This is a genomic window from Bradyrhizobium sp. SZCCHNR1043, assembly GCF_032489675.1.
Lineage (GTDB): Bacteria > Pseudomonadota > Alphaproteobacteria > Rhizobiales > Xanthobacteraceae > Bradyrhizobium.
In genome coordinates, this window is record NZ_JAUEYN010000011.1 from 56,278 (window position 1) to 82,138 (window position 25,861).

Below are 25,861 nucleotides of genomic sequence, written 5' to 3' on the forward strand. Positions count from 1 at the left end.
GCATGGTCGCGATCGAGATCGCCAGCGTCTCCAAGATCTTCACCGACAGGAAGCGCAACGCCGAGGTGACGGCGCTCGCCGACATCAGCCTCAGCATCGCGCGCAACGAGTTCGTCTGCCTGCTCGGCCCGTCCGGCTGCGGCAAGTCGACCCTTCTCAACATGATCGCCGGATTCGAGCAGCCGAGCGCGGGCCGCATCGCCGTCGACGGCGAGACGGTGACGGCGCCCGGCGCCGATCGCGGCGTCGTGTTCCAGCACGCCAATCTGATGCCGTGGCTGCCGGTGTGGGAGAACGTCGCCTTTCATCTGCTGCTAGGCGGCGGCCAGAAGGCCGAGCGCCGCGCGCGGGCGCAGGTCTATATCGACATGGTCGGGCTCACCGGCTTCGAGAACCACTATCCGTCGGAGCTGTCGGGCGGCATGAACCAGCGCGTCGGCATTGCGCGGGCGCTGCTGATGAATCCTCAAGTGATTCTGATGGACGAGCCGTTCGGCGCGCTCGACGAGCAGACCCGCATGGACATGCAGACCGAGCTTGTCAGGATCTGGCAGCAGCACCAGGGCACGATCGTGTTCGTCACCCACGGCATCGACGAGGCGCTGACGCTCGGCACCCATGTCGCGGTGATGAGCGCACGTCCCGGCCGCATCGTCGAGATCATCCCGATCGACCTGCCGCGTCCACGGGATATTACCTCGCCGCAGTTCAACGCGCTGAAGCGCCACATCCTGGCGCTGCTGCGCGGCGAGCGGGCGGAGCAGGGGGAGCGGGTGTGAGGATGGCCCGCGCCCATCTGAACGCGAGTCGTTGGGCCCGAGCCATCGCCCCAACGGCAGTGCGCCCCCTCTCCCGCTTGCGGGGGAGGGCAGGGGTGGGGGCGCCACACGGCAGACTGCCCGTGAGGAGAGATGTCCCCCACCCGGATCGCATCTGCGATGCGATCCGACCTCCCCCGCAAGCGGGAGAGGTTTTCCCGCACGCCACGTGCGATCGCATCGCTTGGCATAAGGTGAGCCACTCATGACCAAACGCACTCTCCTCGGCATGCTGACGCCGTCGTCGAACACCGCCCTGGAGCCGATCACCTCGGCCATGGTCGCCGGGCTGCCCAGCGTCTCCGCGCATTTCTCGCGCTTCAAGGTCACTGAGATCGCGTTGTCGACCGACGCGCTGGCGCAGTTCGACACATCGAACATCCTGCGCGCGGCAGAATTGCTCGCGCATGCCAGGGTCGACGTCATCGGCTGGAACGGCACCTCGTCCGGCTGGCTCGGCTTCGAGGCCGACGTCAAGCTGTGCGAGCAGATCACCGCGGCGACCGGCATTCCCGCGACCACCTCGATGCTGGCGCTGAACGAGATTCTGACGAGATCCGGCGTGAAGCGGCTCGGCTATGTCACACCCTATCGCGACGACGTGCAGGCGCGGATCATTGCCAACTACGAGACGCTCGGCATCGGTTGCGGCGGCGACCGCCATCTCGGCCTGCAGGACAATTTCTCCTTCGCCGAGGTCACCGAGGCGCAGCTCGAGCGCATGATCCGCGAGGTCGCGGCCGAGAAGCCCGATGCGATCGCCGTCGTCTGCACCAACCTGCGCGCCGCGCCGCTGGTCGACAGGATGGAGCAGGAGACGGGCATTCCGATTCTCGACACCATCGCCACCGTGGTATGGAAGAGCCTGAAGGTCGCCGGCGTCGATCCGGCCGCCGTGACCGGCTGGGGCTCGCTGTTCAAGAACTTCGCCTGAGAAGGACGTCACATGGCTGCATTCGACACCGCCATCCGCAACGGCACCGTCGCCACCGCGAGCGATACGTTCAAGGCCGATGTCGCCATCAAGAGCGGCCGCATCGTCGCGATCGGCGAGGCCATCACCGACGCCGACGAGATCGTCGATGCCACGGGCCTGCTGGTGCTGCCGGGCGGCATCGACAGCCACGTCCATATCAGCCAGCCCTCCGGCCCCGGCATCGTCATGGCCGATGATTTCGAGAGTGCGACGCGCGCCGCGGCGTTCGGCGGCAACACCTTCGTGATGCCGTATTGCCTGCAGGAGAAGGGCCAGCCGCTGCGATCAGCGCTGAAGGACTATCATGCCCTCGCCGACAACGCTTGCTACGTCGACCACTCCTTCCACCTCATCATCGCCGACCCCTCCGACGCCGTGCTCGGCCAGGAGCTGCCGGCGCTGGTCGCCGACGGTTATTCGTCGCTGAAGATCTTCATGACCTATGAGGGCCTCGCGCTCAGCGACTACGAGATTTTGGGCGTGCTGCAGGTCGCGCGCGAACGCGGGGCCTTGGTGCAGATTCACGCCGAAAACTACGACGCCATCCGCTTCCTCACCGACCGCCTGGAGCGCGCCGGCAACATCGCGCCGTATTATCACGGCAAGTCGCGGCCGATTCCGGTCGAGCGCGAGGCGACCCATCGCGCGATCTCGCTGGCCGAGCTGATCGACGTGCCGATCGTCATCGTCCACGTCTCCAACCGCGAGGCGATGGAGGAGATCCGCCGCGCGCAGGCGCGCGGCCTGAAGATCCACGGCGAGACCTGCCCGCAATATCTGGTGCTGACCGAAGAGGACATGCAGGGCCTCAACATGGAAGGCGCCAAATATGTCTGCTCGCCGCCGCCGCGTGACAAGGCCAGCCAGGAGGCGTGCTGGGAGGGCCTGCAGCAGGGCGTGTTCTCGCTGTTTTCGTCGGATCACTGCCCGTTCCGCTATGACGACGAGGCCGGCAAGCTGACGCCGAAGGGCCGCACCAGCTTTCGCTGGGTGCCGAACGGCATCCCCGGCGTCGAGACGCGGCTGCCGATCCTGTTCTCCGAAGGCGTCAACAAGGGCCGCATCACCCTGAACCAGTTCGTCGCCTTCACCGCCACTAACCACGCCAAGACGTATGGGCTGAGGGCTAAGGGCTCCATCGCGATCGGCTACGATGCCGACATCGCGCTGTGGGACCCGACCAAGACGGCCAAGATCAGCCAGTCCGGCCTGCACCACGGCTCCGACTACACGCCCTATGAAGGCATCGAGATCACCGGCTGGCCGGTCGCGACGATGCTGCGCGGAAAATTTGTCGTGCGCGACGGCCAGCTGGTCGGCGCCAAGGGCGACGGCCGCTACGTTACGCGCGGCAAGCCGGGTGCAGTGGCCTGAGTGGCCTAAGCACGCTCTTCCCATCCGTCATTGCGAGCGCAGCGGCGCAGCGAAGCAATCCAAACTCGAGCTCGCGACTCTGGATTGCGTCGTCGCTTCGCCCTTCGCAATGACGGCCAATTGCGATATCGCTCCCGTGAACAACCGTCAGACAAGGAGTGCCGCTAGGTCCGCGGCTCTTCCGAGACCCTGATCATGATGTGGGTCCGCGGGATCGCATCATGATCTCGTCTCTTTGCTCGAAGCTGATCGTGGGTGAACGATCGTTCCAGTCCTCAGCGGACTGGAAGCGGGTTCAATAGGCCGTCCATCCGCCGTCCGTCGCGTAGAATGCGCCGGTCAGGTTCGACGCCCCGGGCGACAGCAGGAACAGTATCTCCGCGACTAGCTCCTACATGGCGTCCGCGCGTACGGTGCCGCCAGCGCGACCGGCCAGACTCATGGGCCCGCCGTTACAGAACAGCCGACATGAAATCGCTGTCGGTCAATGCAAGGACAGCTAGTTTTCGTGGACGTGAAAGCCCGGTGCGCGGAACGCTCCGGGCTCATCACGTGGTCGCAAGAAGCGACTAATGATGCACCCGCAGGGTCCCGTCCGCGTTGTAGTCACTCTTGGGATTGTAGCCGGAATCGCGGTGCGTTCTACGATGTAGGGCAGCGTTGCTGCCGCTTGCGCCCGGAGTTCCGCTGTCAACCCGCATGGTCCCGTCTGCATTGTAGTCACTCTTCGGCCTGTAGCCGGAATCGCGATGCGTTTTTGCATGTAGGTCAGCGTTGCTGCCGCTCAGGCCCGGAGTTCCGGGATTGACCTGCATATTTCCATATTGGTCGCGATCACTTTTGCCCGCCCCGACCTGCTGAGCCGCACTGGCTTTTGCATGAGTACCTCTTGCATGATGAGTACGATGTCCGGCCAAGGCCGCAGATGTAGAGACGGCGAGAATAACAAGACCAACAGCAATGCTTCTAGCCATAGTGAACTCCTCACGTTGAAGGACCATTGATGACGGATACGCCGTCAATGTTAGCCTGCCACGGAACTTGCTGACCGTCTTTGATGCAACTCAAGGTACTAAAAGCGGGTGCGACGTCACGGTCCGCACGACTTTTGGCATCATTTCTTCGGCTTTGGCGCGGTGCCCGGCGGAGCCGATGTCGCTCCGCAACATGCCTCTGACGACGGGTTTGACCGATGCCTTCACCGTACCGCTATCGACTTCGACTTGCGAAACGCCGGTCGTCATGTCGACCAGAAGCCGATCGCTGCTCAGCACGTTCTGGCAACTGGTCGACACCACCCCGCCGAGCGTGGTGATCGGAATTGGGACCGAGCTCTGCGCCGCATGGGCATCGCAGGTGACTTGCGCGAAGCCGCTCATGGCAGATCGCCGATCCGAAACAGGAGCGTTCGACAGGGTCTCGATCGGGAACGCAAGCCTTGGCGGTGACCGTTCGAACGCCTGAAAGGAATATGATTTCTGTTTATCGAAATTCTATTTTGTTTTTCCGAAAAATGTGCTCTACTGCGCGCCGTCCCGCCCCAACGAGGGGACGCTTCGCGGTCGTCACGGACGTCGGGTGTGGGATGCGATGGGCGCTGTGGGGTCGCAGCATGGCTTGGCCGTGCCGACGAACGATCCCCGGCGCACGGTGAAGTCGCGTGGTCCTGGCCTCCCGGTGCTGAGGTCAAGCTTGTGGGCGTTGCTGATGAGCTGCCTGCGGGTGATGGGGGCAAGACAGCCGGTCCCCAGGGAGATCGCGTATAAATCGTAAAACCATCGCGCAGGGAGGGCCGGGTGTTTCGGCCAGACCTGTGGCGACTGCCGCCTGCTTTCTTTTCTGCAGGCGGGCCACGGGCGCGGCCAGCGCCCGGCCTTCCCTGCGCCCTCAGTGAGAGGAGGGCGGTGAGATGGATGCATAGCTCGGGCGCTGGGCGCCGCGAGATCGCGAAAGCTTGGGATGACGGAAGGTTTGAAGCGCGGGGCGTGGATCGCGGTCGAGGCTCTATCGAGCTTCGTGCTCGCATTGCTGGAAGGCGAGGGTGGTCGTGTTTGGGAGTTCGGGGTTTGAGGCGCGTAGGCGCGGCAGAAGCGGTGGGCTCCCCTCCCCCTTGCGGGGAGGGGTTGGGGGTGGGGGTTTCTTGCTCCGAACGAAGTTTGTGGCGCATGCAGGCACGAGCGGCGTGTGCGCTATAGGGATGACTAACTAATCAGCTGTCGGTGGGGTGGCTTCCATGAAGTCCATTTCCGTGGACCCCCACCCCCGACCCCTCCCCGCAAGGGGGAGGGGAGCGCACCGATCGGGTCGCGAGAGTTTGGGTCGAGCGCCCCCAAGGCTCCGAGCAAACAAGCACCGGCCCCACAGCAATCACACCCCCCACAAACAAAAACCCCGCCATTTGCGGCGGGGCCCAGTCTGGGAGGAGCAAGCCGGTGAGGCCTGCCGGAGTACCCAGTGAAAGATCAGGCGGGGATGCGCTCGTCCATGTCGTGCGGCTCGCGCAGCACGTAGCCGCGGCCCCAGACGGTCTCGATGAAGTTGCGGCCTTCGGAGGCGTTGGCGAGCTTCTTGCGCAGCTTGCAGATGAAGACGTCGATGATCTTCAGCTCGGGCTCGTCCATGCCGCCGTAGAGATGGTTGAGGAACATCTCCTTGGTGAGCGTGGTGCCCTTGCGGAGCGAGAGCAGCTCCAGCATCTGGTATTCCTTGCCGGTCAGGTGCACGCGCTGGCCGCCGACCTCCACCGTCTTGGTGTCCAGGTTGACGACGAGGTCGCCGGTCTGGATGACCGACTGGGCGTGGCCCTTGGAACGGCGGACGATCGCGTGGATGCGGGCGATCAGCTCGTCCTTGTGGAACGGCTTGGTCATGTAGTCGTCGGCGCCGAAGCCGAGACCCTTGACCTTGTCCTCGATCCCGGCGAGGCCGGAGAGGATCAGGATCGGCGTCTTGATCTTCGAGACGCGCAGCTGCTTGAGCACGTCGTAACCGGACATGTCGGGCAGATTGAGGTCGAGAAGGATGATGTCGTAATCGTACAACTTGCCGAGGTCGACGCCTTCTTCGCCAAGGTCAGTCGTGTAGACGTTGAAGCTCTCAGACTTCAACATCAGCTCGATCGACTGCGCGACGGCGCTGTCATCCTCAATCAGCAAAACGCGCATGCCAGTTCCCCATAGTCGCCGCTCCGGGCGTCAGGTCGGCCGCCATCGCGGCACTCAAAACGCCTTTGAACAACTGATTCGGATCCTGACGAGAGATGGTTAACAAATCCTGATTCCCCTCCGCAAGCTCTATCCGTGCAATTTTTATCGAATCGCCGTAAGGTGTTGCGATAAGGCAGTTTTTCTTAGCCGTCCTCGTTCAAGCTCCATGTTAAGAGATGGACCTAACCGACTCTCAGATCTCACCGCTTTTCGAAGGCGGCAAAGCGAAGCACGTCAGTCACTCCAGACCATGACGTAATGATTAATGATGCGAGTAAACACAGAGTTAAGCCGACGACGCGAATCTGCCCCTACTTAAGGTTTTCGCAATGAAGGCTCTGGCGCAATGAACTTTCTCTCGCGATGAAGGCGCTTTGGCAATGAAGGCCCTGGCCGAGCAGATCAGCGACATCGACGCCGTGAACACCTATGGGCGTGTCGTCGGCGTGAAGGGACTCATGGTGGAGATCGCCGGGCCGATTCATGCGATGTCGGTCGGCGCGCGCATCGTGATCGAGACCGGCAACAATTACATCCCTGCCGAAGTGATCGGTTTCTCCGGCAAGAATGCCGTGGTGATGCCGTTCGCCGGGCTGGAGGGCGTGCGCCGCGGCTGCCGCGCCGTGATCGCCAATGCGGCCAACCAGGTGCGGCCGTCGCCGGCCTGGCTCGGCCGCGTCATCAATGCGATGGGCGAGCCGATCGACGGCAAGGGGCCGCTGCCGCAGGGCGCCTCGCCGGTTCCTTATCGGAACAATCCGCCGCCGGCGCATTCGCGCAGGCGCGTCGGCTCGCCGCTCGATCTCGGCGTCCGCGCATTGAACACCTTTCTCACCTGTTGCCGCGGTCAGCGGCTCGGCATCTTCGCCGGCTCGGGCGTCGGCAAATCGGTGCTGCTGTCGATGCTGGCGCGCAACGTCGATGCGGCGGTGTCGGTGATCGGACTGATCGGCGAGCGCGGCCGCGAGGTGCAGGAGTTCCTGCAGGACGATCTCGGCGATGAGGGTCTCGCGCGCTCGGTCGTCGTGGTCGCGACCTCCGACGAGCCGGCGCTGATGCGAAGGCAGGCGGCGTATCTGACGCTCGCGATCTCCGAATATTTCCGCGACGAGGGCAAGGATGTCCTTTGTCTAATGGACTCTGTGACGCGCTTTGCGATGGCGCAGCGCGAGATCGGGCTGTCGGCTGGCGAGCCGCCGACCGCCAAGGGCTACACGCCCACCGTGTTCACCGAGCTGCCGAAACTGCTGGAGAGGGCGGGGCCGGGCAGCGGCGACGGCACCATCACCGGGATCTTCACGGTGCTGGTCGATGGCGACGATCACAACGAGCCGGTGGCGGATGCGGTGCGCGGCATTCTCGACGGCCACGTCGTGATGCAACGTTCGATCGCCGAACGCGGCCGCTATCCGGCGATCAACGTCCTCAAATCCGTGTCGCGGACGATGCCGAAATCGGCCGACCCCGTATTCTTGCCGACCATCATGCGGGCGCGCCAGGTGATGGCGACCTACGCCGACATGGAGGAGCTGATCCGGCTCGGCGCCTACCGCGCCGGTTCCAGTCCGGAGGTCGACGAGGCGATCCGGCTGCACGAGCCGTTGGAGGCGTTCCTGCGCCAGCGCAAGGACGAGGTCTCGACGTTGCAAAGCGGGTATCGGGAACTGGAACAGATCCTGGGGCGCTTGGAAACGGAAAGCTAACTTTGTCGGGTAATCATCCCCTCCATGTAACGAGCCTAGTCGGCGAGCCCAGGGAGGGCGGCCGGCCCTGTCCCGCGCCGTACACGGGACTTCTGGGGAGTATGAGTCGATGAAGTCGCGCGAAACGCTGATCCGTCTGAAGAAGTTTCAGGTGGATGAGAAACGCCGCCGGGTGACGCAGATCGAGGGCATGATCGCTGACTTCCAGCGCATGTCGGCCGAGCTCGAGCGGGAGATCCAGACCGAGCAGGAGCGGGCCGGCATCAACGACCCGACCCATTTTGCCTATCCGACCTACGCCAAGGCCGCGATCCAGCGCCGGGAAAACCTGACGCGCTCGGCCGACGAGCTGCGCGCCCAGCTCGAGGACGCCAAGGCCGCGTTGTCCGAGGCGTTCGAGGAGATGAAGAAGGTCGAACTGCTCGACGAGCGTGACCAGGCCCGCGAAAAGGCCGAGGAGAGCGCCCGCGAGCAGGCCGACATGGACTCTATCGGCCTGATGCGCGCCCGGCTCGGCGTCATCGCCTGAGCCCCTGTCGCCGTCGCGGCTGTCGCTTTCGAAAACCCGGGCCGCGAGGTCCGGGTTTTTCGTCGCGCCCGCCCCGGTGGAGAGTTGCCCAGGACTTGTGCTACGGGAGGACGTAGGCTCGAACGAGGGAGTGGGGCGATTTTCGGGGACGCTGAATGCTGACGCCGGCAGAGCTGGTCTGGTTGCTTGCCGCTGTTGCCAAAGGGGACGAGGCCGCCTTCGAGCGCCTCTACGCGGCGACGCGCGCGAAACTCTATGGCGTCGTGCTCCGTATCTTGCACCGACAGGACCTCGCCGAGGAGGTCGTCCAGGAGACCTATGTGAAGGTCTGGAACAACGCCGCGCAGTTCAACCCGGCCGTTTCTTCCCCGATCACCTGGATGGCCGCCATCGCCCGCAACCGCGCCATCGACCTGGTGCGCAAGCGCGGTGAGTTGTCTTTGGAGGATGAGCCCTCCGCGCTCGAGGTTGCGGCCGAGACGCCGGATCCGCTGGCGCGGCGCGAGATGTCGGAGGAGCTCAAGCGTCTTTTGGAATGTGTCGGCCAGCTCGAGCCCGACCGCCAGAAGCTCGTGCTGCTTGCCTACTATAACGGCTGGAGCCGCGAGCAATTGGCGACCAAGTTCGAGGCGCCGGTGAACACGGTGAAGACCTGGTTGCGGCGGAGCATGATGGACATCCGCCAATGCCTCGGTCTCGGATGAGGTGCCGTTCGAGCCGGCGAGAGACCTTGTAGGACGTGACCTGGACCTGTGATGGCGTATAGCGAAGACCATATCGCGCTGGCGGCGGAATATGCGCTCGGGACGCTCGACGCCGCCGAACGGGCGCAGGTCGAGACCATGATGGCGGTCGACAAGGATTTTGTCGCGCTGGTCCAGGCGTGGGAATTTCGTCTCGGTCCGCTCAACCAGATGGTCGGGCTGGTCGAGCCGCGCCCCGAGCTGTGGGAGCGCATCAAGGCCGAGATCGCGCGGTTGCGCGCGTTCGCCGAGAGCGCGCCGCCGGCTGAACCGGTGGCGGTGGCCGAGGCTCCAGTCTTTGCTGTTCATCCTGACCCTGCGCCTCCCGAGGGTTCGCCTGTCGCGGCGGAAGCCCTGCCGATCGAAGCGGCCCCGGTCGAGGCGCCCGAGCCTGAGGTCGCGGCCGTCGCCGCGACGCGCAGCGCGTCTGCAGCGCATGAGATCGCGAACGATGATGCGAATGTGGTGCGGCTCTCGTCCAAGGTCCGGCAGTTGCGCGCGGTCGCCAACATCATGACCGCGCTCGCGGCCGTGCTGCTCGCGCTGGTCGGTGTCCAGGTTTACCGCCCCGATCTCTTGCCGCAGCCATTGCGGCCGAAGCCGCGGATCCAGACTGTGGAGGTCAAGGTGCCGGTCGCGCAACCCTCCGCCCAGTTCGTTGCTCTCCTGCAGAAGGACGCGGCGTCGCCGGCGTTCATCTTGACCGTCGATGCTGCCAGCAAAAGCTACACCGTGCGCCGGGTCGGCGCTGCGCCGGAGCCGGGCAAGAGCTTCGAGCTGTGGCTCGTATCCGACAAGCTGCAGAAGCCGCGCTCGCTCGGCGTGATCGGTGGCAGCGACTTCACCAGCCGTCCCGTTCTCTCGTCCTACGACGCCGACACCGTGAGTCGTGCGACCTACGCCGTCACGGTCGAGCCCGAGGGCGGGTCGCCTACCGGGCAGGCGACCGGGCCGATCGTGTTTACCGGCAAGCTGATCGAGACGGTGCCGCCGGCGCGGTGATTCAAGCCCCAAAAAAGAAAACGCCCGTGGGGAGCGGGCGTTTTCAGTAGTCGACTTGGGGTTGGGTCTACTACATATCCACGCGGCCAGTTGGGGGGCTGTGAGAACCGCGTGAATTCGGGAAATTCCTGTCAGCGAACCAGCGACGTCTCCGAACTCGTCACCACGACCGGCTTGCCGGCCTTGAGGACCTTTGCCGTCTGCGCGTAGTTCGGCTCCGCGTTGAGACGGGCGGAGATGCCGAAGCCGGCCACTGCGATGCCAGCCACGAGCGCCACCACCACGATCTTGAGGTGGGTGGTCCGATCCGCGCTGTAAATCGAGTGGTTCATGGAAGCCTCCTGCCGTCTTCCGTCCTTCGCTGATTCGTGTGAGCCGGGGGCTTTCCGGTTCATCGTCTCGCGTGAACTAACGTAGGAAACCTCAATTCTGTTTCGTAGACCACATCACAAGTGTGTGATAAGGCGTGATGTCTCGCGATCGAAAGTCGATGAAATATATATTTATATAGTTAAATCAATAACTTGACTTGTTGTTCGGTGTGCGGATGAAACTTCAGCCACTTAACGCAAATTTAAGAATTTGTTTGCCTGTGGCGGTAAAGCAAGGGGTGGTCTGCCGGTAAAAACGGCAAAAGCCGGCGCCTGGCGCCGGCCCCGCTGATCAAACGCGCTCGGGATTCCGCGGTTCCGCAACGCCAGCCGTCACACGCTCCCCACCGTCTTCAGCCGCGCCCGCGGATGGATCTCGGCCTGCGACAGCACCGTGGTCTGGGCGCGGAAGCGCTCGACCAGCGAGCGGACGAAGGGCCGGATCGCCGCCGACGTCACCAGCACCGGCGACTCGCCTTCGCGTGCGGCGCGCTCGAACGCATCGCGCGTCGCGGTCATGAACTCCGACAGCTTCGACGGCTGCATCGCCAGGCTGCGCTCCTCGCCCTGGCCGATCAGCGATTCCGCAAACGCCTGCTCCCACCTGGCCGACAGCGCGATCAGCGGCAGGTAGCCCATCGGCGAGGTGTTCTGGGCGCAGATCTGGCGGGCGAGGCGGGCGCGCACGTGCTCGACGATCGTGGCCGGGTTGCGCGAGAACGCGAGCGCGTCGGCGATGCCTTCGAGGATGGTCGAGAGGTCGCGGATCGAGATGCGCTCCGACAACAGCAGCTGCAGCACGCGCTGGATGCCGGAAATCGTGATCTGCGTCGGCACGATGTCCTTGACCAGCTCGCTCTGCTCCTTGGGCAGCTCCTTCAGGAGCTTCTGCACCTCGCCGTAGGACAGCAGGTCGCTCATATTGGCCTTGAGCAGCTCGGTCAGGTGCGTCGACAGCACGGTCGCCGCGTCGACGACCGTGTAGCCCTTGAGCGTCGCCTCTTCCTTCAGGCCGGCGTCGACCCAGGTGGCGGGCAGGCCGAAGGTCGGCTCCGTCGTGTGGATGCCGGGCACCGCGACCTGGTTGCCGCCGGGGTCCATGACCATGAACTGGCTCGGCCAGATCTTGCCGGAGCCGGCGTCGACCTCCTTGATCTTGATGATGTAGGTGTTGGCCTCGAGCTGCACGTTGTCGAGGATGCGCACCGATGGCATCACGAAACCCATCTCGATCGCGAGCGACCGGCGCAGCGCCTTGATCTGGTCGGTCAGGCGGTCGGTGCCGTCGGGTGCGTTCACGAGCGGCAGCAGCGCATAGCCGAGCTCGATCTTGAGGTCGTCGATCTTGAGCGCGGCCGAGATCGGCTCCTCGGCGGCCGCGGCGGTGGCAGCAGCCGCCGGCGCTGCAGCCGCGGCGACCTCCTCGGCCTTCGCGACCTCCTTCTGCTTGCGCGCCTTGAGGGCGAGCGCGGCGGCGCCGCCGCCGAGCGCCAGGAACGGAAGGGTCGGGATGCCCGGCAGCAGCGCCAGCACCAGCATCACGGCGGCCGACATGCCGAGCGCCTGCGGATAGCCCGAGAACTGCTTGATCAGCGCCTTGTCGGCGGCACCGCTGACGCCGGCCTTGGAGACCAGGAGGCCCGCGGCGGTCGAGACGATCAGCGCCGGCACCTGGGTCACGAGGCCGTCGCCGACGGTCAGCGTGGTGTAGGTGCGGGCGGCCTCGGCAAAGCCGAGACCCTGCTGGGCGACGCCGATGATGATGCCGCCGATGATGTTGATGAAGACGACGAGCAGGCCGGCGACCGCGTCGCCGCGGACGAATTTGGAGGCACCGTCCATGGCGCCGAAGAAGCCGCTTTCGTCCTCCAGCTCCTTGCGCCTGATCTTGGCGACCTTCTCGTCGATCAGGCCGGCGGAGAGGTCGGCGTCGATCGCCATCTGCTTGCCGGGCATGGAGTCCAGATGGAAGCGCGCCGCGACCTCGGCGATGCGGCCCGAACCCTTGGTGATGACGACGAAGTTCACCGTCACCAGGATCGCGAACACGATGATGCCGATGACGAAATTGCCGCTCATCACGAAGTTGCCGAACGCCTCGATGACGTGGCCGGCCGCATCGGTGCCCTCGTGGCCGCGCGACAGGATCAGCCGGGTCGAGGCCAGGTTGAGCGACAGCCGCAGCATCGTCGAGATCAGCAGGATGGTCGGAAAGGACGAGAATTCCAGCGGCGCCTGGATGAACAAAGCGGTCATCAGGATCAGGATGGACAGGGTGATCGAGATCGCCAGGAACAGGTCGAGCACCAGCGAGGGCAGCGGCAGGATCAGCACCACCAGGATGGTGAGGATGCCGAGCGCCAGCGCGATGTCGCCGCGCAGGACTGCTGTCTTGAGGTCAGCGAATGAGAACCCGCCGGCCGGAGATCCGACCCCCTGACCCGCCGTGACGTCGACCATGGCTTTCGCCCCTTCCCGCCGGCCGCGTGTGCCGGCCCCAAACGACTGCGCGACGGCCGCAGGGCCGCCGTTCCGAAACTGAGGTACCGCGCCGGCGTCCACGGAAGGTCTCCTCCGTCAACTGCACCCAACCACGACACGCACATTCCACCCGGCAATTTTTGCCCGGTGGTTGGTTAGCGTTCGGTTAATGCCGGTTAACAAAGGGTTGCGGGGGAGAGGGGATGCGCTCTCCTGCCGCATCTTCGTTACGCCGCCACGATCCGGGCCTCGCCCTTCGAGACGCCCGCCTACGGCGGGCTCCTCAGGGTGAGGAGCGAGGGTCGTCCCCGGACGATGAATTGTGCCGGCCATCGCGCTCCTCCCGATGAGCACACCGCTCACGGCCAAATGCAGCTCCGGTTTCGGCGCCAAACCCTCATGGTGAGGAGGCGCGCAGCGCCGTCTCGAACCATGAGGCGCCTGCCGGGCCCGACCGCGAACAAGCACGAATGAATTTCCGCTCGCAGACATGCGGCATCGTCTCCCGCGGCGGATCGCGCCCGAGTCGTGCATCAGGTCCGCCCTCAAATCAGGTGGAGGGCGCAGGGAAGGCCGGGCGCCGGCCGCGCCCGTGGCCCGCCTGCAGCAAAAAAAGCAGGCGGCAGTCACCACAGGTCTGGCCGAAAACACCCGGCCTTCCCTGCGCGACGGTTGGAACGGCTTATACGTGGTCTCCCTGGTGCACCGGGCTTGTTGGCCACCACGCGCGACAGCGCGCTTGCGCACGCCAGCCGCGGGACACCAGCATCGGGGTGTCAGGACCGCACGATTTCGCCGTGCGCAACGAACCGTTCGTCCGCGCGACCAGAGGCCACGCTGCGATTCCTCGCGCCCATCGCATCCCACCTCCCACGTCTCGTGACGGTCGCGACACGCCCCTCCGGCGGAAGCAGGACGAAGGGATATAAGCATGATTTCGGAAAAAAGGAAAGAAAAATCTTCCTGCGGCGAAATTAGATCTGTCCGAGGCAGGGTCGCCGACGATTCAAGGGTGGATCTTCCGATCGGTGAGAAAATCTCTTGTGAAGTTGAACGCAATCTGAAGACGCGCACGCCTCGGGTTTCGCTTACACGCGTGGAAATTGTGTAACGACCTGATTGCATTCCGCGGAGGAGGCGGTTACGATTTTACCGCAGGCCTGACTATGCGGTGAGACAGGTGCGGTTTGTTGCGATGCCAGGCGTCGGGTGGCGGAAGATTTCATGATGTCAGGTGTCATCGGCCGCCCGAGTGAGCAAGCGTCCTGGATCGGTGGAGTACGAAAGCAGCCGTCAACCCGCATGCAGGGAACAATGACTTTCGTCGCTGTCATCATGAGCCTTCCGATGGCGTGCCATGCCGGAGGCGGCGGCACAACATCAACGGCTGACAAGAGCGCCTGGGCGCCACCCGTGCGCTATTTGGAACTTGAACAGGTCGAGCCTCCGCGAGGCGTGCGGGCATCGGCATGGCGGTCGCCCTATTGCAAGACATGGAACGATGGCTGCGACGTGTGCCAGCGGGCGTCTGCAGCGGATCGGCCCGCATGTTCGCAGATGGACACGTCGCGCCAGCCTGATTCCTGCCAGCGTCATGTGATCATGTGCACGTCCGTCGACAAGCGTGCCCTGGACGAAGTCTGCGCCACCTGGTTCAGCTATTGGCTCGACCTGGATGTTCAACGTCGGCTTCTTGCCGGCGAAACGGTTAGGCAGATCGGTGGGGCGTGCACAATGATTGGGACCGCGACGGTCCGCGCTACAAATTGATGCCTTCGACCTTGCTCGGCAGCGACCGCAACACCTTGCAATCCGTGCAGCGCATTCTGGGCCATCCGATCTTCGGTACGTACGAAATCAGAACGACCCTATGTCGCGTGACGTATGAAACGAGACCTCCCCTGCCAGCTGATTAGTTTGTCTGCTTTGATCTGCAACCTTTTATGAGAGAGCGACAATGGGTATCGATCGCCCCTGGGTTAGTAATCTTTACTATCCCGATCAAACGCGAAACGAAGGGCTCGACAATCATAACGCCTACCAGACGGACTATACGTTCATTCAGAACCCCGTCGGAATCTATCGGCAGGTTGCGCTTTTAGAGAGCGAAGAGACACGCGCGAGCGGAATTCTTGTCGCCCCCAATCTCGTTCTGACGGCGCGACACGTCGTCGAAAATGCAGTAGGGGATTACGGTGACGCTGCTGGACTGCCCCCCTCAAGTGAGACACGATAATCTCAGTGACAGGCATTCCGAGGATGACCTGTGGCAGCAAGAGGGAAGAACCGTCAGTTTCCGACGGCTTACAAACTGAAGGCAATCAGGCGTGTCGAGCGGGGCGAAGGCGTTCTGCCTGTGGCTCGCGAGCTTGGGATATCCCGCAAGATCCTGCACGACTGGATCAAGGCCTGGAAGGCCCAGGGGCCGGAGGGATTGAACCGCAAGCCGGGACCGAAGCCCGGCCCCCGCAAGCTCAAGGCTCTAGCAACCTATGACGATAAGCGGTCTGCACTGACGCGGGCGAATGCCCGCATCGCCGAGCTCGAACGGCTTGTCGGCCGTCAGCAGATGGATCTCGATTTTTTTCGGCAAGCCTTGCGCGCATTGGAGCGGCCGGCAGCGCAAGGCGGACCCGCACCCGCATCATCGAAGTCATCCAAGCCATGACATCGGAGGCAACGGAGTCCCACGCCGACGTGCAACGGCTCTGCGGTCTGGCCGGCCTGCCACGCGCGACCTATTACCGGCATCTCAACAAACGCAGTCGTGAGACTGCCGACTGCGAGCTGCGCGACCAGATCCAACGCATTTGCCTGAAGCATCCGTTCTACGGCTACCGGCGCGTGACGGCCACCATCCGACGTAAAGGCATGGTCGTTAATGCTAAGAAGGTGCTCAGGCTCATGCGCGAGGACAATCTTCTCGCACAGCGCAAGGCACCATTCCTGAAGCCGCCTGCAGAGCGACCAAGGGACATTGTCGTGGTGCCCAATCTGGTGCGCGGCCTGGTGCCGTCCGCTCCCGATCAGATCTGGGTCGCAGACATCACCTACGTCCATCTCGCCACGACCTTCGCCTACCTCGCGGTCATCCTCGATGCCTTCTCGCGCAAGGCGGTTGGCTGGGCCTTCGAGAACACGCTCAATGCCTCGCTCGCGATTGCAGCATTGAACAAGGCCATCGAGGCCCGCAAGCCGCAACGCAGCAGCCTGATCCACCATTCCGACCGCGGCGTGCAATACGCGTCAATCGCCTATCGCCAAATATTAGCGGATCGCGACATCACGATCAGCATGAGCAGGCCGGGCAACCCCTTCGACAACGCCAAGGCTGAGAGGTTCATGAAGACGCTCAAGGCCGAGGAGGTCAACGGCAAGGCGTTCTCCGACATAAGAGACGCTCGCCGCCGGATCGATAGCTTCATTGCGGATGTCTACAACAAGGAGCGCCTGCACTCGGCGCTCGGCTATCGATCGCCTATTGAGTTCGAAGCCGCGTTCGCGCAAAACAAGGCACGATAGTCGTCGTGGCAACCCCACTGTCACAGAAATTATCGTGTCTCACTTAAGGGGTGCAGTCCACTGCACCAAATGCGCGAGGCCGGCAGGCCTGAGATGTCGGCATCGGCAGCGTTGGCCGCGATGAGATGATCCGTCCCATGACGATGCCGGCCATTGCCCCATGCCTACAGCGTCACGACCACCTTGCCGAAATGCGAGCCGGACCGGAGATGGGCATATGCATCAGGTACCTCGTCGAAGCCAAACACCCGATCGACGATCGGGCGGATCGCGTGTTCGCTGAGGAAACGATTCATCGCGGTGAAATGTTCGACCGATCCGACGGTGACGCCGATGATGTCGGCATTTTCCCACTGCAGGCGGGCGAGGTCGGGCTTGGGGCCGAACCCCGTCAGGACGCCGATCTGAACGATCTTGCCGCCCGAGGCGACCGATCGCATCGATCGGTCATAGGTGCCGGGGCCGCCGAGCTCGAGGATATGACTGGCGCCTTGGCCGTCGGTCGCCGTCATCAGTGCCACATCCCAGTCAGGCGTGGTGCGGTAGTTGATCAGGATCGCAGCCCCGAGCGCCTTGGCACGGGCGAGTTTCTCATCCGAGGACGAGATCACGATCGCACGCGCGCCCAGCGCGGTGGCGAACTGAAGTCCGAACAGCGCGACGCCGCCGGTGCCCTGCACCAGCAGCGTGTCGCCTTGGCCCATCCCGCCGCGCGTGACGAGGCCATGCCAGGCCGTAACGGCAGCGCAGGGCAGGGTCGCGGCCTCGATCGACGTGAGGTGCTCCGGCACGGCGACCACCGCCGTGGCCGGCAGCACGACATGCTCCGCCAGCATGCCATCCATCGTGCTGCCGCCCAGCGCTGACGCGACGTAGTCGGTCTTGAACGGACCCGAGACCCAGTCGCGAAAGAACGACGCGGCGACCCGGTCACCGACCTGCCATTGGACGACATCGGGGCCCACGGCATCGACGACGCCTGCGCCGTCGGAAAGCGGAATGCGGCCGTCCAGCCCGTCTTGGCCCGCGCGGTCGAGGATGATGAGGTCACGGTAGTTGAGGCTCGCCGCCTCGACGCGGATGCGGACCTCGCCATTGCCGGGTTCGGGCTTGCGGACGTCTACCCGCACGAGGCGACTGGCGCCGGCATGGCCATTCACATGATAGGCTTTCATGGTTGCTCCTTTCCAAGGGCATTCACCTGGATGAGCAGACTCTGTAAGGTCTGACAGCGCTGTCAGGGTCAAGAGGTTTTCAGGTGAAGATTGGCGAGCTCTCCCGGAGGACGCGGGTCAGCGTCCGGATGCTGCGTTACTACGAAGGCCAGGGATTGCTGGCGCCGCGACGGACCGATTCCGGCTATCGCGACTATGGCCCGGCAGAGGAGGAAACCGTGCGGCGGATCAAATTGCTGGGCGCGGCCGGGATGACGCTGGAGACGATCCAGCAGTTGCTGCCCTGCGTGAAGAGCGACCAGCCGGCCTTTACGCCATGCGACAATCTGCGACGCATCTTGGCCGAGCAGGTTGGCCTGATCGATCAACGGATCGAGACGCTGAGCCAGAGCCGGACGATTCTCGCAGGCTTTCTGTCGAGCGTGAACTGAGCTCTCTGTCGACGGCCGGACGGCATCGACGCGTCATCACCAGGCCGCGGCGGTCGGCGTCCGGGTGTTGCCGCCATGGCCCGCAAGGCACCGCGGCGACGCGCTCCGCAAGCGGCGCATCGCATTGACCGCTCACCGACGCAGGGATGCTCGAGCAACTTGGAAAAAAGAAATCAGATTGTTTCGATCAATCAAGAATTGCAGGGAGACCTGGAGGAGCTCTCGCGGTTTTGCTCAGGCTCGATCAACTCTGTCTCATCGCGCCTTGGCGCGGATCGGCAGGGTGATCCGCCGCTTCCATTCGCGGAGGTTGCAGGCGATTCCAGTTGGACCTGGAGGGGGCGCGGGTCGATGGTGCCCACGGCACCAGGCAATGTGGCCGGATCACGCGCGTCGCGCTGCGTGACGCTTCAAGTTTTTCTGATCGCTGCGATCAGCGATTGCGATTGGCGATGCGGGATGTTGCTCTTTAGAAGGCTTCTAAATTTTTCTCAGGAGACCCGAAGATGCATCGACCGAAGCTCCGCCATGGTCTGCGGCTGACAGTGACGGCCGCTGGCCTTGCCGGGCTTGCATCGCTGATCGCGATCGCCGCGCCAAGGGCGGAGACGCCGACGCCCGCACCAGCACCGGCCTATCTGCCGACCGTCAGCGACCTGATGATCGCGACCATCCAGCCGCGCCATCTCAGGCTCTGGATCGCCGGCCATAGCGGCAATTGGACGTTCAGCGCCTATGAGCTCGGCAATCTCAAGGGCGCGTTCAACCGTGTCAGCCGGGCGCAGCCGCTGGTCGAGGGCAATTCGTTCGCCGACATGACGACGGCCGTGACGCAGCAGCCGTTCGACGAGCTGGCGCAGGCCATCAAGCAGAAGGACATCGGCCGCTTCGAGCGCTCCTATGCCGACCTCACGGCCGCCTGCAATTCGTGCCACCAGGCGCTCAATCGCGCCGCCGTGGTCATCAAGGTGCCGCAGACCGCCGGCGTTGCCGACCAGGACTTCACGCCGGGCACGGAGTGACGGGACGAGCCTCGGGCAAGACGATTCGGAAGCGGCGGGCGCCTTCATCGAAACGATATTGGTTGCTGAAATGCGATATTGAGGTGAAGGGGGACCCGCATGAAGCTCTATTCGTTCTGGCAGTCGCTGGCGAGCTTTCGCGTGCGCATCGCGCTCAACCTCAAGGGCATCGCCTATGAGCAGGTCGCGGTCGATGTCGACCGGCAGCAGCAGCGGGACGAGGCCTATGCCGCGCTCAATCCGCAGATGGCGCTGCCGGCGCTGGTGCTCGACGACGGCACCGTGCTGACGCAGTCGCTGGCGATCCTCGATTATCTCGACGAGGCCTGTTCCGGCGCGGCGTTGTTGCCTGCCGATGCCAAGGGGCGCGCGCGGGTGAGGGCGCTGGCGGCGATGATCGCCTGCGATGCGCATCCGCTGACGACGCCGCGGGTGCAGCGCTATCTCACCGAGGTGCTGCACGTGGACGACGCGGCACGCGCGGCCTGGCTCAGGCACTGGACGGCGGAGATGCTGGTCGCGATCGAGGCCCAGCTTGCGGGCCATGTCGCGACCGGCCGGTTCTGCCATGGCGATGCGCCGACGATGGCCGACATCTGCCTCGCCGGCCACGCCGTCTACGCGCGCAATAAAGGCCTCGACCTCGCCGCGACGCCGACGGTGCAGCGCGTCGTCGAGGCCGCGATGGCGCTGCCGGCCTTCGCGTCCGCCCATCCGCTGGCGCAGCCGGACACGCCGCCGGCGCTGCGCGCCAAGCCGGCTGCGCCGTAGCCTCATCTCTCTGTTGAGCATGATCTCCGCACAAATGCCTTCGGCGTTTGTCGCGAGGGAAAACCGGTTTCCACTTTTCCGGATCATGCTCTACGCCAGAACCATCGGCGCTACCGCGCCGGCTGGCCGCCGTCGCGCTTCATCCAGTCGCGGAACTGCTCGAACAGCACCCTTGTTTCGTCCTCGCTCATTCGCCGGCCGCCGGTCGGCGCCCTTGCGCTCATCCACTCGTCGAACTGCTGCTTGATGGCGGCGCCGTCGGCCTGCGGCGCGCGCGTGCTGGCCAAAAGCTCCTCCGCGGCGCGGAAGCGGGTCCAGCCGGGCAGCGAGGAGGAGAGGCTGATCTCGTTCCATTTGGGGTGGAACGGCGGCCGCTTGAACTGGTCGAACCGCTTGAACAGATAGTCGACGAAGCGCGCGACGCGGCGGTAGCGCTCGGTCTCCGGCGGCCAGTTGTAGACCGCCAGCACCTGCGGCACGCCGATGGTCTCGACGCTCTCGCCGGGCTTGAGCAGATTGGGATAGTCCTGCGACGTCAGCTTGGTCGGCACGTAGTAGTCCTGCAGGCTGCGCGCGAACGGAATCGGCAGGAAGTGGAAGCCCGGCTCCGGCTTGAATTTGGCGAACAGATCGGTCGGCTTGCCGGTGACGTGGACGACGCCGGCGATCTCGCCGCTGCGCATCTTCTCCAGCGCCACCGAATTGTTGATGAACACCTTCTCCGCGCCGATCTTGAGCCGGTCGAACACGATGCCGCCGGTGAGGTTGGCGGCGCTGCCCACGGTGTTGAAGGAGACCTTCTTGCCGGCGAGATCCTCGAGCGTCCTGATCTCCGGGCGGACGTAGACATGCATCTCGTTGATGTAGAACGAGCAGATGTAGCGGATCCGGTTCTTGATGTTGGCGAGCGTGCCGTTGCGGACGAACTCATCGAGCACGTCGGCCGAAGTGATGGTGACGTCGACGCCGCGCAGATAGAGCAGGTCCTCGATGTTGCCGAGCGCGCCGTAGGTCACCATCGGTAGCACGCGCAGGTTCGGGCGGTCGTCGAGCACCTTGGCCATCTCGGCCGCAAAACGGATGTTGGTGCCTTCGAGCAGGCCGCCGGCGACGCCGACCGTCCATTCGTTGGACTCCTGCAGCTTGCCGCCTTCGCCGGCCGCGGCGGCCGTTGCCGCCGCCGGCCTTCCGGTCCGCGCCGTCTGTGCCATGGCCGGCAGCAACGGTGCCACCAGACTCAATCCCGCCGCAACGACGCAACTCAACAACGCGACCCGCATGCCCAAAATTCCTCCGTTGCCGGCCACACGGCGACCGTGAGGCGCGGCCGATTTTCGCGCATTATCTCCTTGGTTGAGGAATGAGGTCTACTACTCGCCGGTTGGGCGCAGCCGGGGCTGCTGCGAAGCGCATCCTCGCCACCAAAAAGCCATAGGCTTGATTGCGCCTCGGTCTGGACGGAGAAACGCCGCGATATCAGTCCAAGAGTCGTCGCCTCATCGCACGCGGCCACAATGGCTCGCTGGAAACCGGTGCAGCTTGCGGTTGCAAGGAGCGGTCGAAGCCGGACGTTCGTGCGATCGGGCGTCGAGGCCTGCTGCGAGATCGAGGCCTTGGCATGCCGGCGCGATCAGGCGCCGGCCTTGCTTCCCTTGGCGCAATAGTCCCGCCAGAACTGCCGATAGCCGGCCTCGACGCAGCGCGTGTAGTTGGCGACGTCGCCGGCCGGCGAGCGTGCGACCAGGCCGGGCAGCTCCGCCCGCAGCTTCGCCAGCAGCTCGGGCTCCGCGGCAAAGCTCTTGGCGATCCGGATGTAGCCGTCATCATCGCCGGCGACCCAGTCGGCCAGTCCGGCCGCGGTCAGGATGCCGCCGGCGGCGCGCGAGGCCGCGCCGGCGCCGAGCTTGGCGACGACCGGCACGCCCATGTAGAGCGATTCGAACGTCGAGATGCCGCCGTTCTGCGGGAACGGATCGAGCGAGATGTCGATGCGCTCGTAGGATTTGAGATGCTCGACGCGCTCGCTGGCGCCAAGGCAGAGGATGCGCGCCTCGGGCACGCCCTGCGCAACGAAGCGGGCGAGCAGCCCGTCGCGCACCGCGGGGTCGTTGAGCGCGAGATGCTTGACGACGAGCTTCGCGTCGGGGATCTCGGCGAGCAGCCGCGCCCACAGCGCGATCGCCGCGTCGGAGATCTTGTCGATGCGGTTGTAGACGCCGAAGGTGACGTGGCCGTTCGTCAGCATCGGCAGCGGTGCCGGCGGAACGTCGAGCACCGGATCGATCGTGATCACCGACGGCAGGTCGTGGACGTGCTCGGCGAACAGCGGCCGCACGTTCTCGGGCACCGTGACCGGATCGGCGAAGAAGTAGTCCATGGTGGCAAGGCCCGTACCGGTGCCGCTGCCCCAGGCCGTGACCTGGATCGGCGCCGGCTTGCGCGCGAACACCGGCATGCGCGTGCCCGTGGTGTAGCCGGAGAGATCGACCAGGATGTCGACGCCGTCAGCCTGGATGCGGTCGGCCAACTCGTCGTCGGACAGGCTCGAGGCCTCGACCCAGACGTCGGCAATCGACTGGAACGTCGCGGTGTAGGAATCGTGCCGCGGCGAGGTCGAGTAGCAGTTGACCTGGACCTGCGTCTTGTCGTGGCCGCGCAGCACGGGCAGGAAGGCGAAGGCCGCCGAATGCATGCGGAAGTCGGCCGAGACGTAGCCGACGACGATGCGCCTGTCGGGATCGAGCGAGCGCGGCGCAAGCTTGCGGCGCGGGAATCTCGAGCCGACCGCCATCCACCAATACTGCCGCGCCGCCTGCTGGACCGCGAAGTCGGCGCCGGGCAGGAAGTCGAGATAGAAGATCTTCTTGGTGATCGCCTCGTCGTAGTCCGGCTGCACCGCGAGCGCCTGGTCGAACTGGGCGATGGCGCCTGCGACGTCGCCGAGCCGGCCGCGGCAGGCGCCGAGCAGGGTGAGCGCGACCTGCGCCTTCGGATTGGTGTCGAGCACGCGCTTGCAGGCGGCCATCGCCTGCGCGACGTTGCCGTTGAGGATGCAGATCTGCGCCTTGCCCTGCCATCCCAATTGCAGATGGGGATCGAGCGTCACGGCGGCGTCGAAATCGGCTTCGGCTTCCGCCGTGCGTCCCGAGATCATGTAGAGCCGGCCGCGATGCGCCCGCAGCTCGGCATGGGACGGGCGTGCGGCCAGCGCCGCATTGAAGGTCGCTTCCGCCAGCTCGAAATGGTGCAGCTCGAGATGCGCGAGACCCTTGTTGACCGTGGCCTCGAAATGGTTCGGGTTGAAGGCCAGCGCGCGCTCGGCGCTGGCGGCAGCGGCGTCCCAGCGCCGCAGCATCAGCTCGGCGACGCTGCGATTGCACCAGGCATCGACGTCGTCGGGCTTGAGCTCGAGGGCCCGCGTCGCGGCCGCGAGCGAGGCTTCGCCTTGTCCGAGCCGCAGCAGCGCGATCGCGAGGTTGCGCAAGGTGATCGGCGCATTCGGGCGCAGCGCCAGCGATCGCTCCAGCGCGGCGCGCGCCTCCTCGTAGCGCTCGCAATTGATCAGCGCCCAGCCGAGATTGGACTGCGCGTCGGCGGAATTCGGCTCCATCGCGACGGCCTGCGCCAGGAAGGCGGTGGCCTCGGCGAAGCGTGCCGACGACACCAGGGACACGCCGAGCAGATGCATGGCATCGAAGCAGCCGGGGACCTCCTGCAGCAGCTTCGCGCACAGCGCCTGCGTCTCCGCCTGGCGTCCGGCCTGGAAGGCCTTGAACGCCACCGCCAACTGCCCCTCGACGAGCTTCTTCTGTTTCTTTTCCTGTCGTGCCTTCTGGAAGGCGCGCGAACCGACGGTGCTCAAGGACTTGGGTCTCCGGACAGACAGGACGGCATGGCGTCGGACGCCGCAGCGATGCGCTGCGACCGGCAACCGGGGCGCCGCCATGCCCGGCGGCAGCAAAGCCCAGGATGTCCTGTGGTTGTCCGGTCGCCGGCCACGCGCAGCGCGACGCGGCAAAGCTTGCCCGCGTCGTGGTTAGCAAATGGTTAACGGGGTGACGGAAGGAGCTTGTTGTGTCCGCGAATGCCCCGGGACGCGATGGAAATGGTCGACAGGCACCAGCAGCTCAGCGGCTGCCCAACGAGCCTGGGGCTAGACTCGCTCGGGGCGGTGAAGCCTGTGGCGCCGGCACCGAGCCCATGCTGATCTCGCCATTGGGGCGTTTGAGCTGCCAGCCCAGCGCCGTGCGCGTCAGATCGGTCGATGCCTCCTTGCGGGTATCGTCTGATGCCTGCAGGCGCGCGCGATTGTCGCCGATCCACGTGTCGATCTCGTATTGCTCGAGGCCCTCCGGCTTGTAGCTCCACTCCAGTTTGGGGCTGTCGCCGTATGAAAACATGCCGATGCGATAGTCTATGCCGCAATTGCCGTCGTCGCGCGGATCGATGGTGATGAAGCGCTGGCCGTTTGGCGACAGGAAGGGGCCGCTGCCGATGTTGAGTTCGGCCCCGGTGCGCCGGTTGACCAGCATGACGTAGGAGCACTCGTAGGGCATGACCAGCACGATGTAGTGCCGGCCGCCGACGTGGCCGACAAGCCGGTAGCTGATGCAGGCGGCTTCAGGCCCCTCGGGCTCGCACTCCTTGGCGTCGGTGATGACCTTGGTCTTGCCGTTGGTGAGCGCCAGCGTCAGCTTGCGGCCGTCACGCCGGGCGATGGCCGGCTGCTCCTTCAGACAGGCGCTCTCCTCCGGCGCTCCGTTTCGGATCTCGAGCGGCTGGCACAGCGTGCGCACGTCGAAGAAGCCAGCGCCCGCGATCGCGGCACGGGGCATGAACGTAGGCAGTGCGGCGGTTACGCCGAGCCCCAGCACAGCGAGCGTCCGAAAAGAAGCAAGTTGCATCTGAGATATTTGGTGCACGCGGTGGCTGGTCTCGCCCTGCGACGGAGGAGCCATCCGTTGCACGCGCTCTCATATGGATCAAGTGCGAGGGGCAGGCGTGCAATGCGCGTTCACTCCGCGCACCCGTCGACCAGCACCAGCCGACTCGTCGTGGTGCGGTGCCGGATGGCGAACAGGTCCTGGATCTCGGGATCACCGAGGAAGTCGGTGGCGGTCTGGCGCGATGGGAATTCCAGGATCACCATCCGCTCGGGCGTCCAGCTGCCTTCGACCGGCGTGGGCACCGCGCCTTGGACGATGTAGCGGCCGCCATGCCTCGCGATGAAGGCGGGGATCGCATCGATATAGGCCTTGAACGAGGCGTGGTCGTGAATGGCGAGATCGAGGACGAGATAGGCCTTCATGGCGGGCTCCGCGCGACGCGGTGGATCATACGATCGGAACATCGGCGCAGCCATAAGCGGCCGACAGATCGGTGCGCGTTCCGTCGACGTGCGCGTCCGATGCATTCGCGGGGGAGGGCGGATGATACTGCTGCTCATCCGCCCATGCCTGCCCGTTCGGCGACCGTTGCGCGAGCGGCCGCGGCCCGCGGCTCACGTCGTCGCGCGATAGGCTTGCGGGATCACGAACACCTCGTCGGCGCGGCCGTAGCCGCCGTCGGGCACCTCTTCGATCAGCACCATCGTGTGCGGTCGCGCGGCCTCGCTGAAATAGTCGACGAACATCGCGGTCACGCGATGCACGATTTCCTCCTTCTGCGCCTTGGTCAGCGCGGCCTGCGGCACCTTGATATTGGCGAACGGCATGGGAACTCCTTTGGTGTTGGGCCG

The 25,861-nt window shown here is 64.8% G+C and carries 24 protein-coding genes; 13 read left to right on the forward strand and 11 right to left on the reverse strand.

What is annotated here, in order from left to right:
- Window positions 1–2 precede the first annotated feature (2 nt).
- The 3 genes from QX039_RS19935 (at window position 3) to hydA (ending at window position 3,168) form a co-directional block, all read left to right on the forward strand.
- Window positions 3–779 (forward strand): ABC transporter ATP-binding protein, encoded by a 777-nt coding sequence (locus QX039_RS19935; protein ID WP_315771904.1) that lies wholly within the window; start codon window positions 3–5, stop codon window positions 777–779.
- A 244-nt stretch (window positions 780–1,023) separates the two neighbouring features.
- Window positions 1,024–1,752 (forward strand): aspartate/glutamate racemase family protein, encoded by a 729-nt coding sequence (locus QX039_RS19940; RefSeq protein WP_315734082.1) that lies wholly within the window; start codon window positions 1,024–1,026, stop codon window positions 1,750–1,752.
- 12 nt (window positions 1,753–1,764) lie between these two features.
- A complete protein-coding gene (gene hydA, locus QX039_RS19945) occupies window positions 1,765–3,168 on the forward strand; it encodes a dihydropyrimidinase (RefSeq protein WP_315734080.1) in 1,404 nt (467 codons plus the stop codon).
- 569 nt (window positions 3,169–3,737) lie between these two features.
- Here hydA and QX039_RS19950 read toward each other — a convergent pair.
- The 3 genes from QX039_RS19950 to ctrA all read right to left on the reverse strand — a co-directional run bounded on the left by QX039_RS19950 (window position 3,738) and on the right by ctrA (window position 6,332).
- The gene (locus QX039_RS19950) at window positions 3,738–4,142 is read right to left on the reverse strand and encodes a hypothetical protein (protein WP_315734077.1); all 405 of its coding nucleotides are present in this window, start codon (window positions 4,140–4,142) and stop codon (window positions 3,738–3,740) included.
- A 90-nt stretch (window positions 4,143–4,232) separates the two neighbouring features.
- Window positions 4,233–4,547 carry a hypothetical protein gene (locus QX039_RS19955; protein ID WP_315734075.1) on the reverse strand — a complete coding sequence of 105 codons (315 nt, stop codon included), beginning with the start codon at window positions 4,545–4,547 and terminating at the stop codon, window positions 4,233–4,235.
- 1,083 nt (window positions 4,548–5,630) lie between these two features.
- Window positions 5,631–6,332 (reverse strand): response regulator transcription factor CtrA, encoded by a 702-nt coding sequence (gene ctrA / locus QX039_RS19960; RefSeq protein ID WP_012046382.1) that lies wholly within the window; start codon window positions 6,330–6,332, stop codon window positions 5,631–5,633.
- Window positions 6,333–6,754: 422 nt separating this feature from the next.
- Here ctrA and fliI point away from each other — a divergent pair, with 422 nt between their 5' ends.
- The 4 genes from fliI to QX039_RS19980 all read left to right on the forward strand — a co-directional run bounded on the left by fliI (window position 6,755) and on the right by QX039_RS19980 (window position 10,351).
- The gene (gene fliI, locus QX039_RS19965) at window positions 6,755–8,077 is read left to right on the forward strand and encodes a flagellar protein export ATPase FliI (RefSeq protein WP_315734073.1); all 1,323 of its coding nucleotides are present in this window, start codon (window positions 6,755–6,757) and stop codon (window positions 8,075–8,077) included.
- Window positions 8,078–8,186: 109 nt separating this feature from the next.
- A complete protein-coding gene (gene fliJ, locus QX039_RS19970; protein ID WP_008960735.1) occupies window positions 8,187–8,606 on the forward strand; it encodes a flagellar export protein FliJ in 420 nt (139 codons plus the stop codon).
- A gap of 155 nt (window positions 8,607–8,761) precedes the next feature.
- Window positions 8,762–9,310, forward strand: a complete 549-nt coding sequence (locus QX039_RS19975; RefSeq protein WP_315714037.1) for a sigma-70 family RNA polymerase sigma factor — start codon at window positions 8,762–8,764, stop codon at window positions 9,308–9,310.
- Between the two features lie 51 nt (window positions 9,311–9,361).
- Window positions 9,362–10,351 carry an anti-sigma factor domain-containing protein gene (locus QX039_RS19980; protein ID WP_315734071.1) on the forward strand — a complete coding sequence of 330 codons (990 nt, stop codon included), beginning with the start codon at window positions 9,362–9,364 and terminating at the stop codon, window positions 10,349–10,351.
- Between the two features lie 131 nt (window positions 10,352–10,482).
- Here QX039_RS19980 and QX039_RS19985 read toward each other — a convergent pair whose 3' ends face one another.
- Both QX039_RS19985 and flhA read right to left on the reverse strand, forming a co-directional pair.
- Complete coding sequence (locus QX039_RS19985; protein ID WP_315734069.1) at window positions 10,483–10,683, reverse strand: hypothetical protein; 201 nt, start codon at window positions 10,681–10,683, stop codon at window positions 10,483–10,485.
- A gap of 372 nt (window positions 10,684–11,055) precedes the next feature.
- Window positions 11,056–13,182: a flagellar biosynthesis protein FlhA gene (gene flhA / locus QX039_RS19990; RefSeq protein ID WP_315714040.1), complete on the reverse strand. Its 2,127-nt coding sequence runs from the start codon at window positions 13,180–13,182 to the stop codon at window positions 11,056–11,058.
- 1,335 nt (window positions 13,183–14,517) lie between these two features.
- Between flhA and QX039_RS19995 the strand changes: the two genes are divergently transcribed.
- From QX039_RS19995 to QX039_RS20005, 3 genes are all read left to right on the forward strand, one after another.
- On the forward strand, window positions 14,518–14,973 hold the full coding sequence (locus QX039_RS19995) for a hypothetical protein (protein WP_315771806.1): 456 nt from the start codon (window positions 14,518–14,520) through the stop codon (window positions 14,971–14,973).
- Between the two features lie 496 nt (window positions 14,974–15,469).
- The gene (locus QX039_RS20000; RefSeq protein WP_315771808.1) at window positions 15,470–15,871 is read left to right on the forward strand and encodes a helix-turn-helix domain-containing protein; all 402 of its coding nucleotides are present in this window, start codon (window positions 15,470–15,472) and stop codon (window positions 15,869–15,871) included.
- Window positions 15,868–16,725, forward strand: coding sequence for an IS3 family transposase (locus QX039_RS20005; protein WP_315771810.1), 858 nt, complete (start codon window positions 15,868–15,870; stop codon window positions 16,723–16,725). The genes QX039_RS20000 and QX039_RS20005 overlap by 4 nt, the downstream gene beginning before the upstream one ends.
- A 164-nt stretch (window positions 16,726–16,889) precedes the next feature.
- On the opposite strand, the gene QX039_RS20010 is transcribed toward QX039_RS20005, so the two are convergent.
- Window positions 16,890–17,900 (reverse strand): NAD(P)-dependent alcohol dehydrogenase, encoded by a 1,011-nt coding sequence (locus tag QX039_RS20010; protein ID WP_315771812.1) that lies wholly within the window; start codon window positions 17,898–17,900, stop codon window positions 16,890–16,892.
- An 83-nt stretch (window positions 17,901–17,983) separates the two neighbouring features.
- On the opposite strand from QX039_RS20010, the gene QX039_RS20015 reads away from it, so the two are divergent.
- The 3 genes from QX039_RS20015 (at window position 17,984) to maiA (ending at window position 20,124) form a co-directional block, all read left to right on the forward strand.
- On the forward strand, window positions 17,984–18,331 hold the full coding sequence (locus tag QX039_RS20015; RefSeq protein ID WP_315771813.1) for a MerR family transcriptional regulator: 348 nt from the start codon (window positions 17,984–17,986) through the stop codon (window positions 18,329–18,331).
- A 506-nt stretch (window positions 18,332–18,837) separates the two neighbouring features.
- The gene (locus QX039_RS20020; RefSeq protein ID WP_315771815.1) at window positions 18,838–19,353 is read left to right on the forward strand and encodes a cytochrome family protein; all 516 of its coding nucleotides are present in this window, start codon (window positions 18,838–18,840) and stop codon (window positions 19,351–19,353) included.
- 99 nt (window positions 19,354–19,452) lie between these two features.
- Window positions 19,453–20,124, forward strand: coding sequence for a maleylacetoacetate isomerase (gene maiA / locus QX039_RS20025; RefSeq protein ID WP_315771817.1), 672 nt, complete (start codon window positions 19,453–19,455; stop codon window positions 20,122–20,124).
- A 110-nt stretch (window positions 20,125–20,234) separates the two neighbouring features.
- Here maiA and QX039_RS20030 read toward each other — a convergent pair whose 3' ends face one another.
- The 5 genes from QX039_RS20030 to QX039_RS20050 form a co-directional block, all read right to left on the reverse strand.
- Window positions 20,235–21,404: a TAXI family TRAP transporter solute-binding subunit gene (locus QX039_RS20030; RefSeq protein ID WP_315734048.1), complete on the reverse strand. Its 1,170-nt coding sequence runs from the start codon at window positions 21,402–21,404 to the stop codon at window positions 20,235–20,237.
- Between the two features lie 350 nt (window positions 21,405–21,754).
- Window positions 21,755–23,986 (reverse strand): tetratricopeptide repeat protein, encoded by a 2,232-nt coding sequence (locus QX039_RS20035; protein WP_315771818.1) that lies wholly within the window; start codon window positions 23,984–23,986, stop codon window positions 21,755–21,757.
- A 265-nt stretch (window positions 23,987–24,251) separates the two neighbouring features.
- Complete coding sequence (locus QX039_RS20040) at window positions 24,252–25,028, reverse strand: hypothetical protein (RefSeq protein ID WP_315771819.1); 777 nt, start codon at window positions 25,026–25,028, stop codon at window positions 24,252–24,254.
- Window positions 25,029–25,138: 110 nt separating this feature from the next.
- Window positions 25,139–25,432, reverse strand: coding sequence for a DUF1330 domain-containing protein (locus QX039_RS20045; protein ID WP_315771821.1), 294 nt, complete (start codon window positions 25,430–25,432; stop codon window positions 25,139–25,141).
- Between the two features lie 192 nt (window positions 25,433–25,624).
- A complete protein-coding gene (locus QX039_RS20050) occupies window positions 25,625–25,837 on the reverse strand; it encodes a 4-oxalocrotonate tautomerase family protein (RefSeq protein WP_315734040.1) in 213 nt (70 codons plus the stop codon).
- Window positions 25,838–25,861: the final 24 nt, after the last annotated feature.

What these genes read in the sequence shown, in the direction of transcription:
- fliI (WP_315734073.1), top strand. Translation starts at nt 6,755, where the DNA reads ATGAAGGCCCTGGCCGAGCAGATCAGCGACATCGACGCCGTGAACACC.
- QX039_RS19995 (WP_315771806.1), top strand. Translation starts at nt 14,518, where the DNA reads ATGACTTTCGTCGCTGTCATCATGAGCCTTCCGATGGCGTGCCATGCC.
- QX039_RS20045 (WP_315771821.1), bottom strand. Translation starts at nt 25,432, where the DNA reads ATGAAGGCCTATCTCGTCCTCGATCTCGCCATTCACGACCACGCCTCG.
- QX039_RS19955 (WP_315734075.1), bottom strand. Translation starts at nt 4,547, where the DNA reads ATGAGCGGCTTCGCGCAAGTCACCTGCGATGCCCATGCGGCGCAGAGC.
- QX039_RS19975 (WP_315714037.1), top strand. Translation starts at nt 8,762, where the DNA reads ATGCTGACGCCGGCAGAGCTGGTCTGGTTGCTTGCCGCTGTTGCCAAA.
- fliJ (WP_008960735.1), top strand. Translation starts at nt 8,187, where the DNA reads ATGAAGTCGCGCGAAACGCTGATCCGTCTGAAGAAGTTTCAGGTGGAT.
- QX039_RS19980 (WP_315734071.1), top strand. Translation starts at nt 9,362, where the DNA reads ATGGCGTATAGCGAAGACCATATCGCGCTGGCGGCGGAATATGCGCTC.
- QX039_RS20010 (WP_315771812.1), bottom strand. Translation starts at nt 17,900, where the DNA reads ATGAAAGCCTATCATGTGAATGGCCATGCCGGCGCCAGTCGCCTCGTG.
- QX039_RS20030 (WP_315734048.1), bottom strand. Translation starts at nt 21,404, where the DNA reads ATGCGGGTCGCGTTGTTGAGTTGCGTCGTTGCGGCGGGATTGAGTCTG.
- QX039_RS20020 (WP_315771815.1), top strand. Translation starts at nt 18,838, where the DNA reads ATGCATCGACCGAAGCTCCGCCATGGTCTGCGGCTGACAGTGACGGCC.
- hydA (WP_315734080.1), top strand. Translation starts at nt 1,765, where the DNA reads ATGGCTGCATTCGACACCGCCATCCGCAACGGCACCGTCGCCACCGCG.
- QX039_RS19950 (WP_315734077.1), bottom strand. Translation starts at nt 4,142, where the DNA reads ATGGCTAGAAGCATTGCTGTTGGTCTTGTTATTCTCGCCGTCTCTACA.
- QX039_RS20050 (WP_315734040.1), bottom strand. Translation starts at nt 25,837, where the DNA reads ATGCCGTTCGCCAATATCAAGGTGCCGCAGGCCGCGCTGACCAAGGCG.
- maiA (WP_315771817.1), top strand. Translation starts at nt 19,453, where the DNA reads ATGAAGCTCTATTCGTTCTGGCAGTCGCTGGCGAGCTTTCGCGTGCGC.
- QX039_RS19985 (WP_315734069.1), bottom strand. Translation starts at nt 10,683, where the DNA reads ATGAACCACTCGATTTACAGCGCGGATCGGACCACCCACCTCAAGATC.
- flhA (WP_315714040.1), bottom strand. Translation starts at nt 13,182, where the DNA reads ATGGTCGACGTCACGGCGGGTCAGGGGGTCGGATCTCCGGCCGGCGGG.
- ctrA (WP_012046382.1), bottom strand. Translation starts at nt 6,332, where the DNA reads ATGCGCGTTTTGCTGATTGAGGATGACAGCGCCGTCGCGCAGTCGATC.
- QX039_RS19940 (WP_315734082.1), top strand. Translation starts at nt 1,024, where the DNA reads ATGACCAAACGCACTCTCCTCGGCATGCTGACGCCGTCGTCGAACACC.
- QX039_RS19935 (WP_315771904.1), top strand. Translation starts at nt 3, where the DNA reads ATGGTCGCGATCGAGATCGCCAGCGTCTCCAAGATCTTCACCGACAGG.
- QX039_RS20040 (WP_315771819.1), bottom strand. Translation starts at nt 25,028, where the DNA reads ATGCAACTTGCTTCTTTTCGGACGCTCGCTGTGCTGGGGCTCGGCGTA.
- QX039_RS20005 (WP_315771810.1), top strand. Translation starts at nt 15,868, where the DNA reads ATGACATCGGAGGCAACGGAGTCCCACGCCGACGTGCAACGGCTCTGC.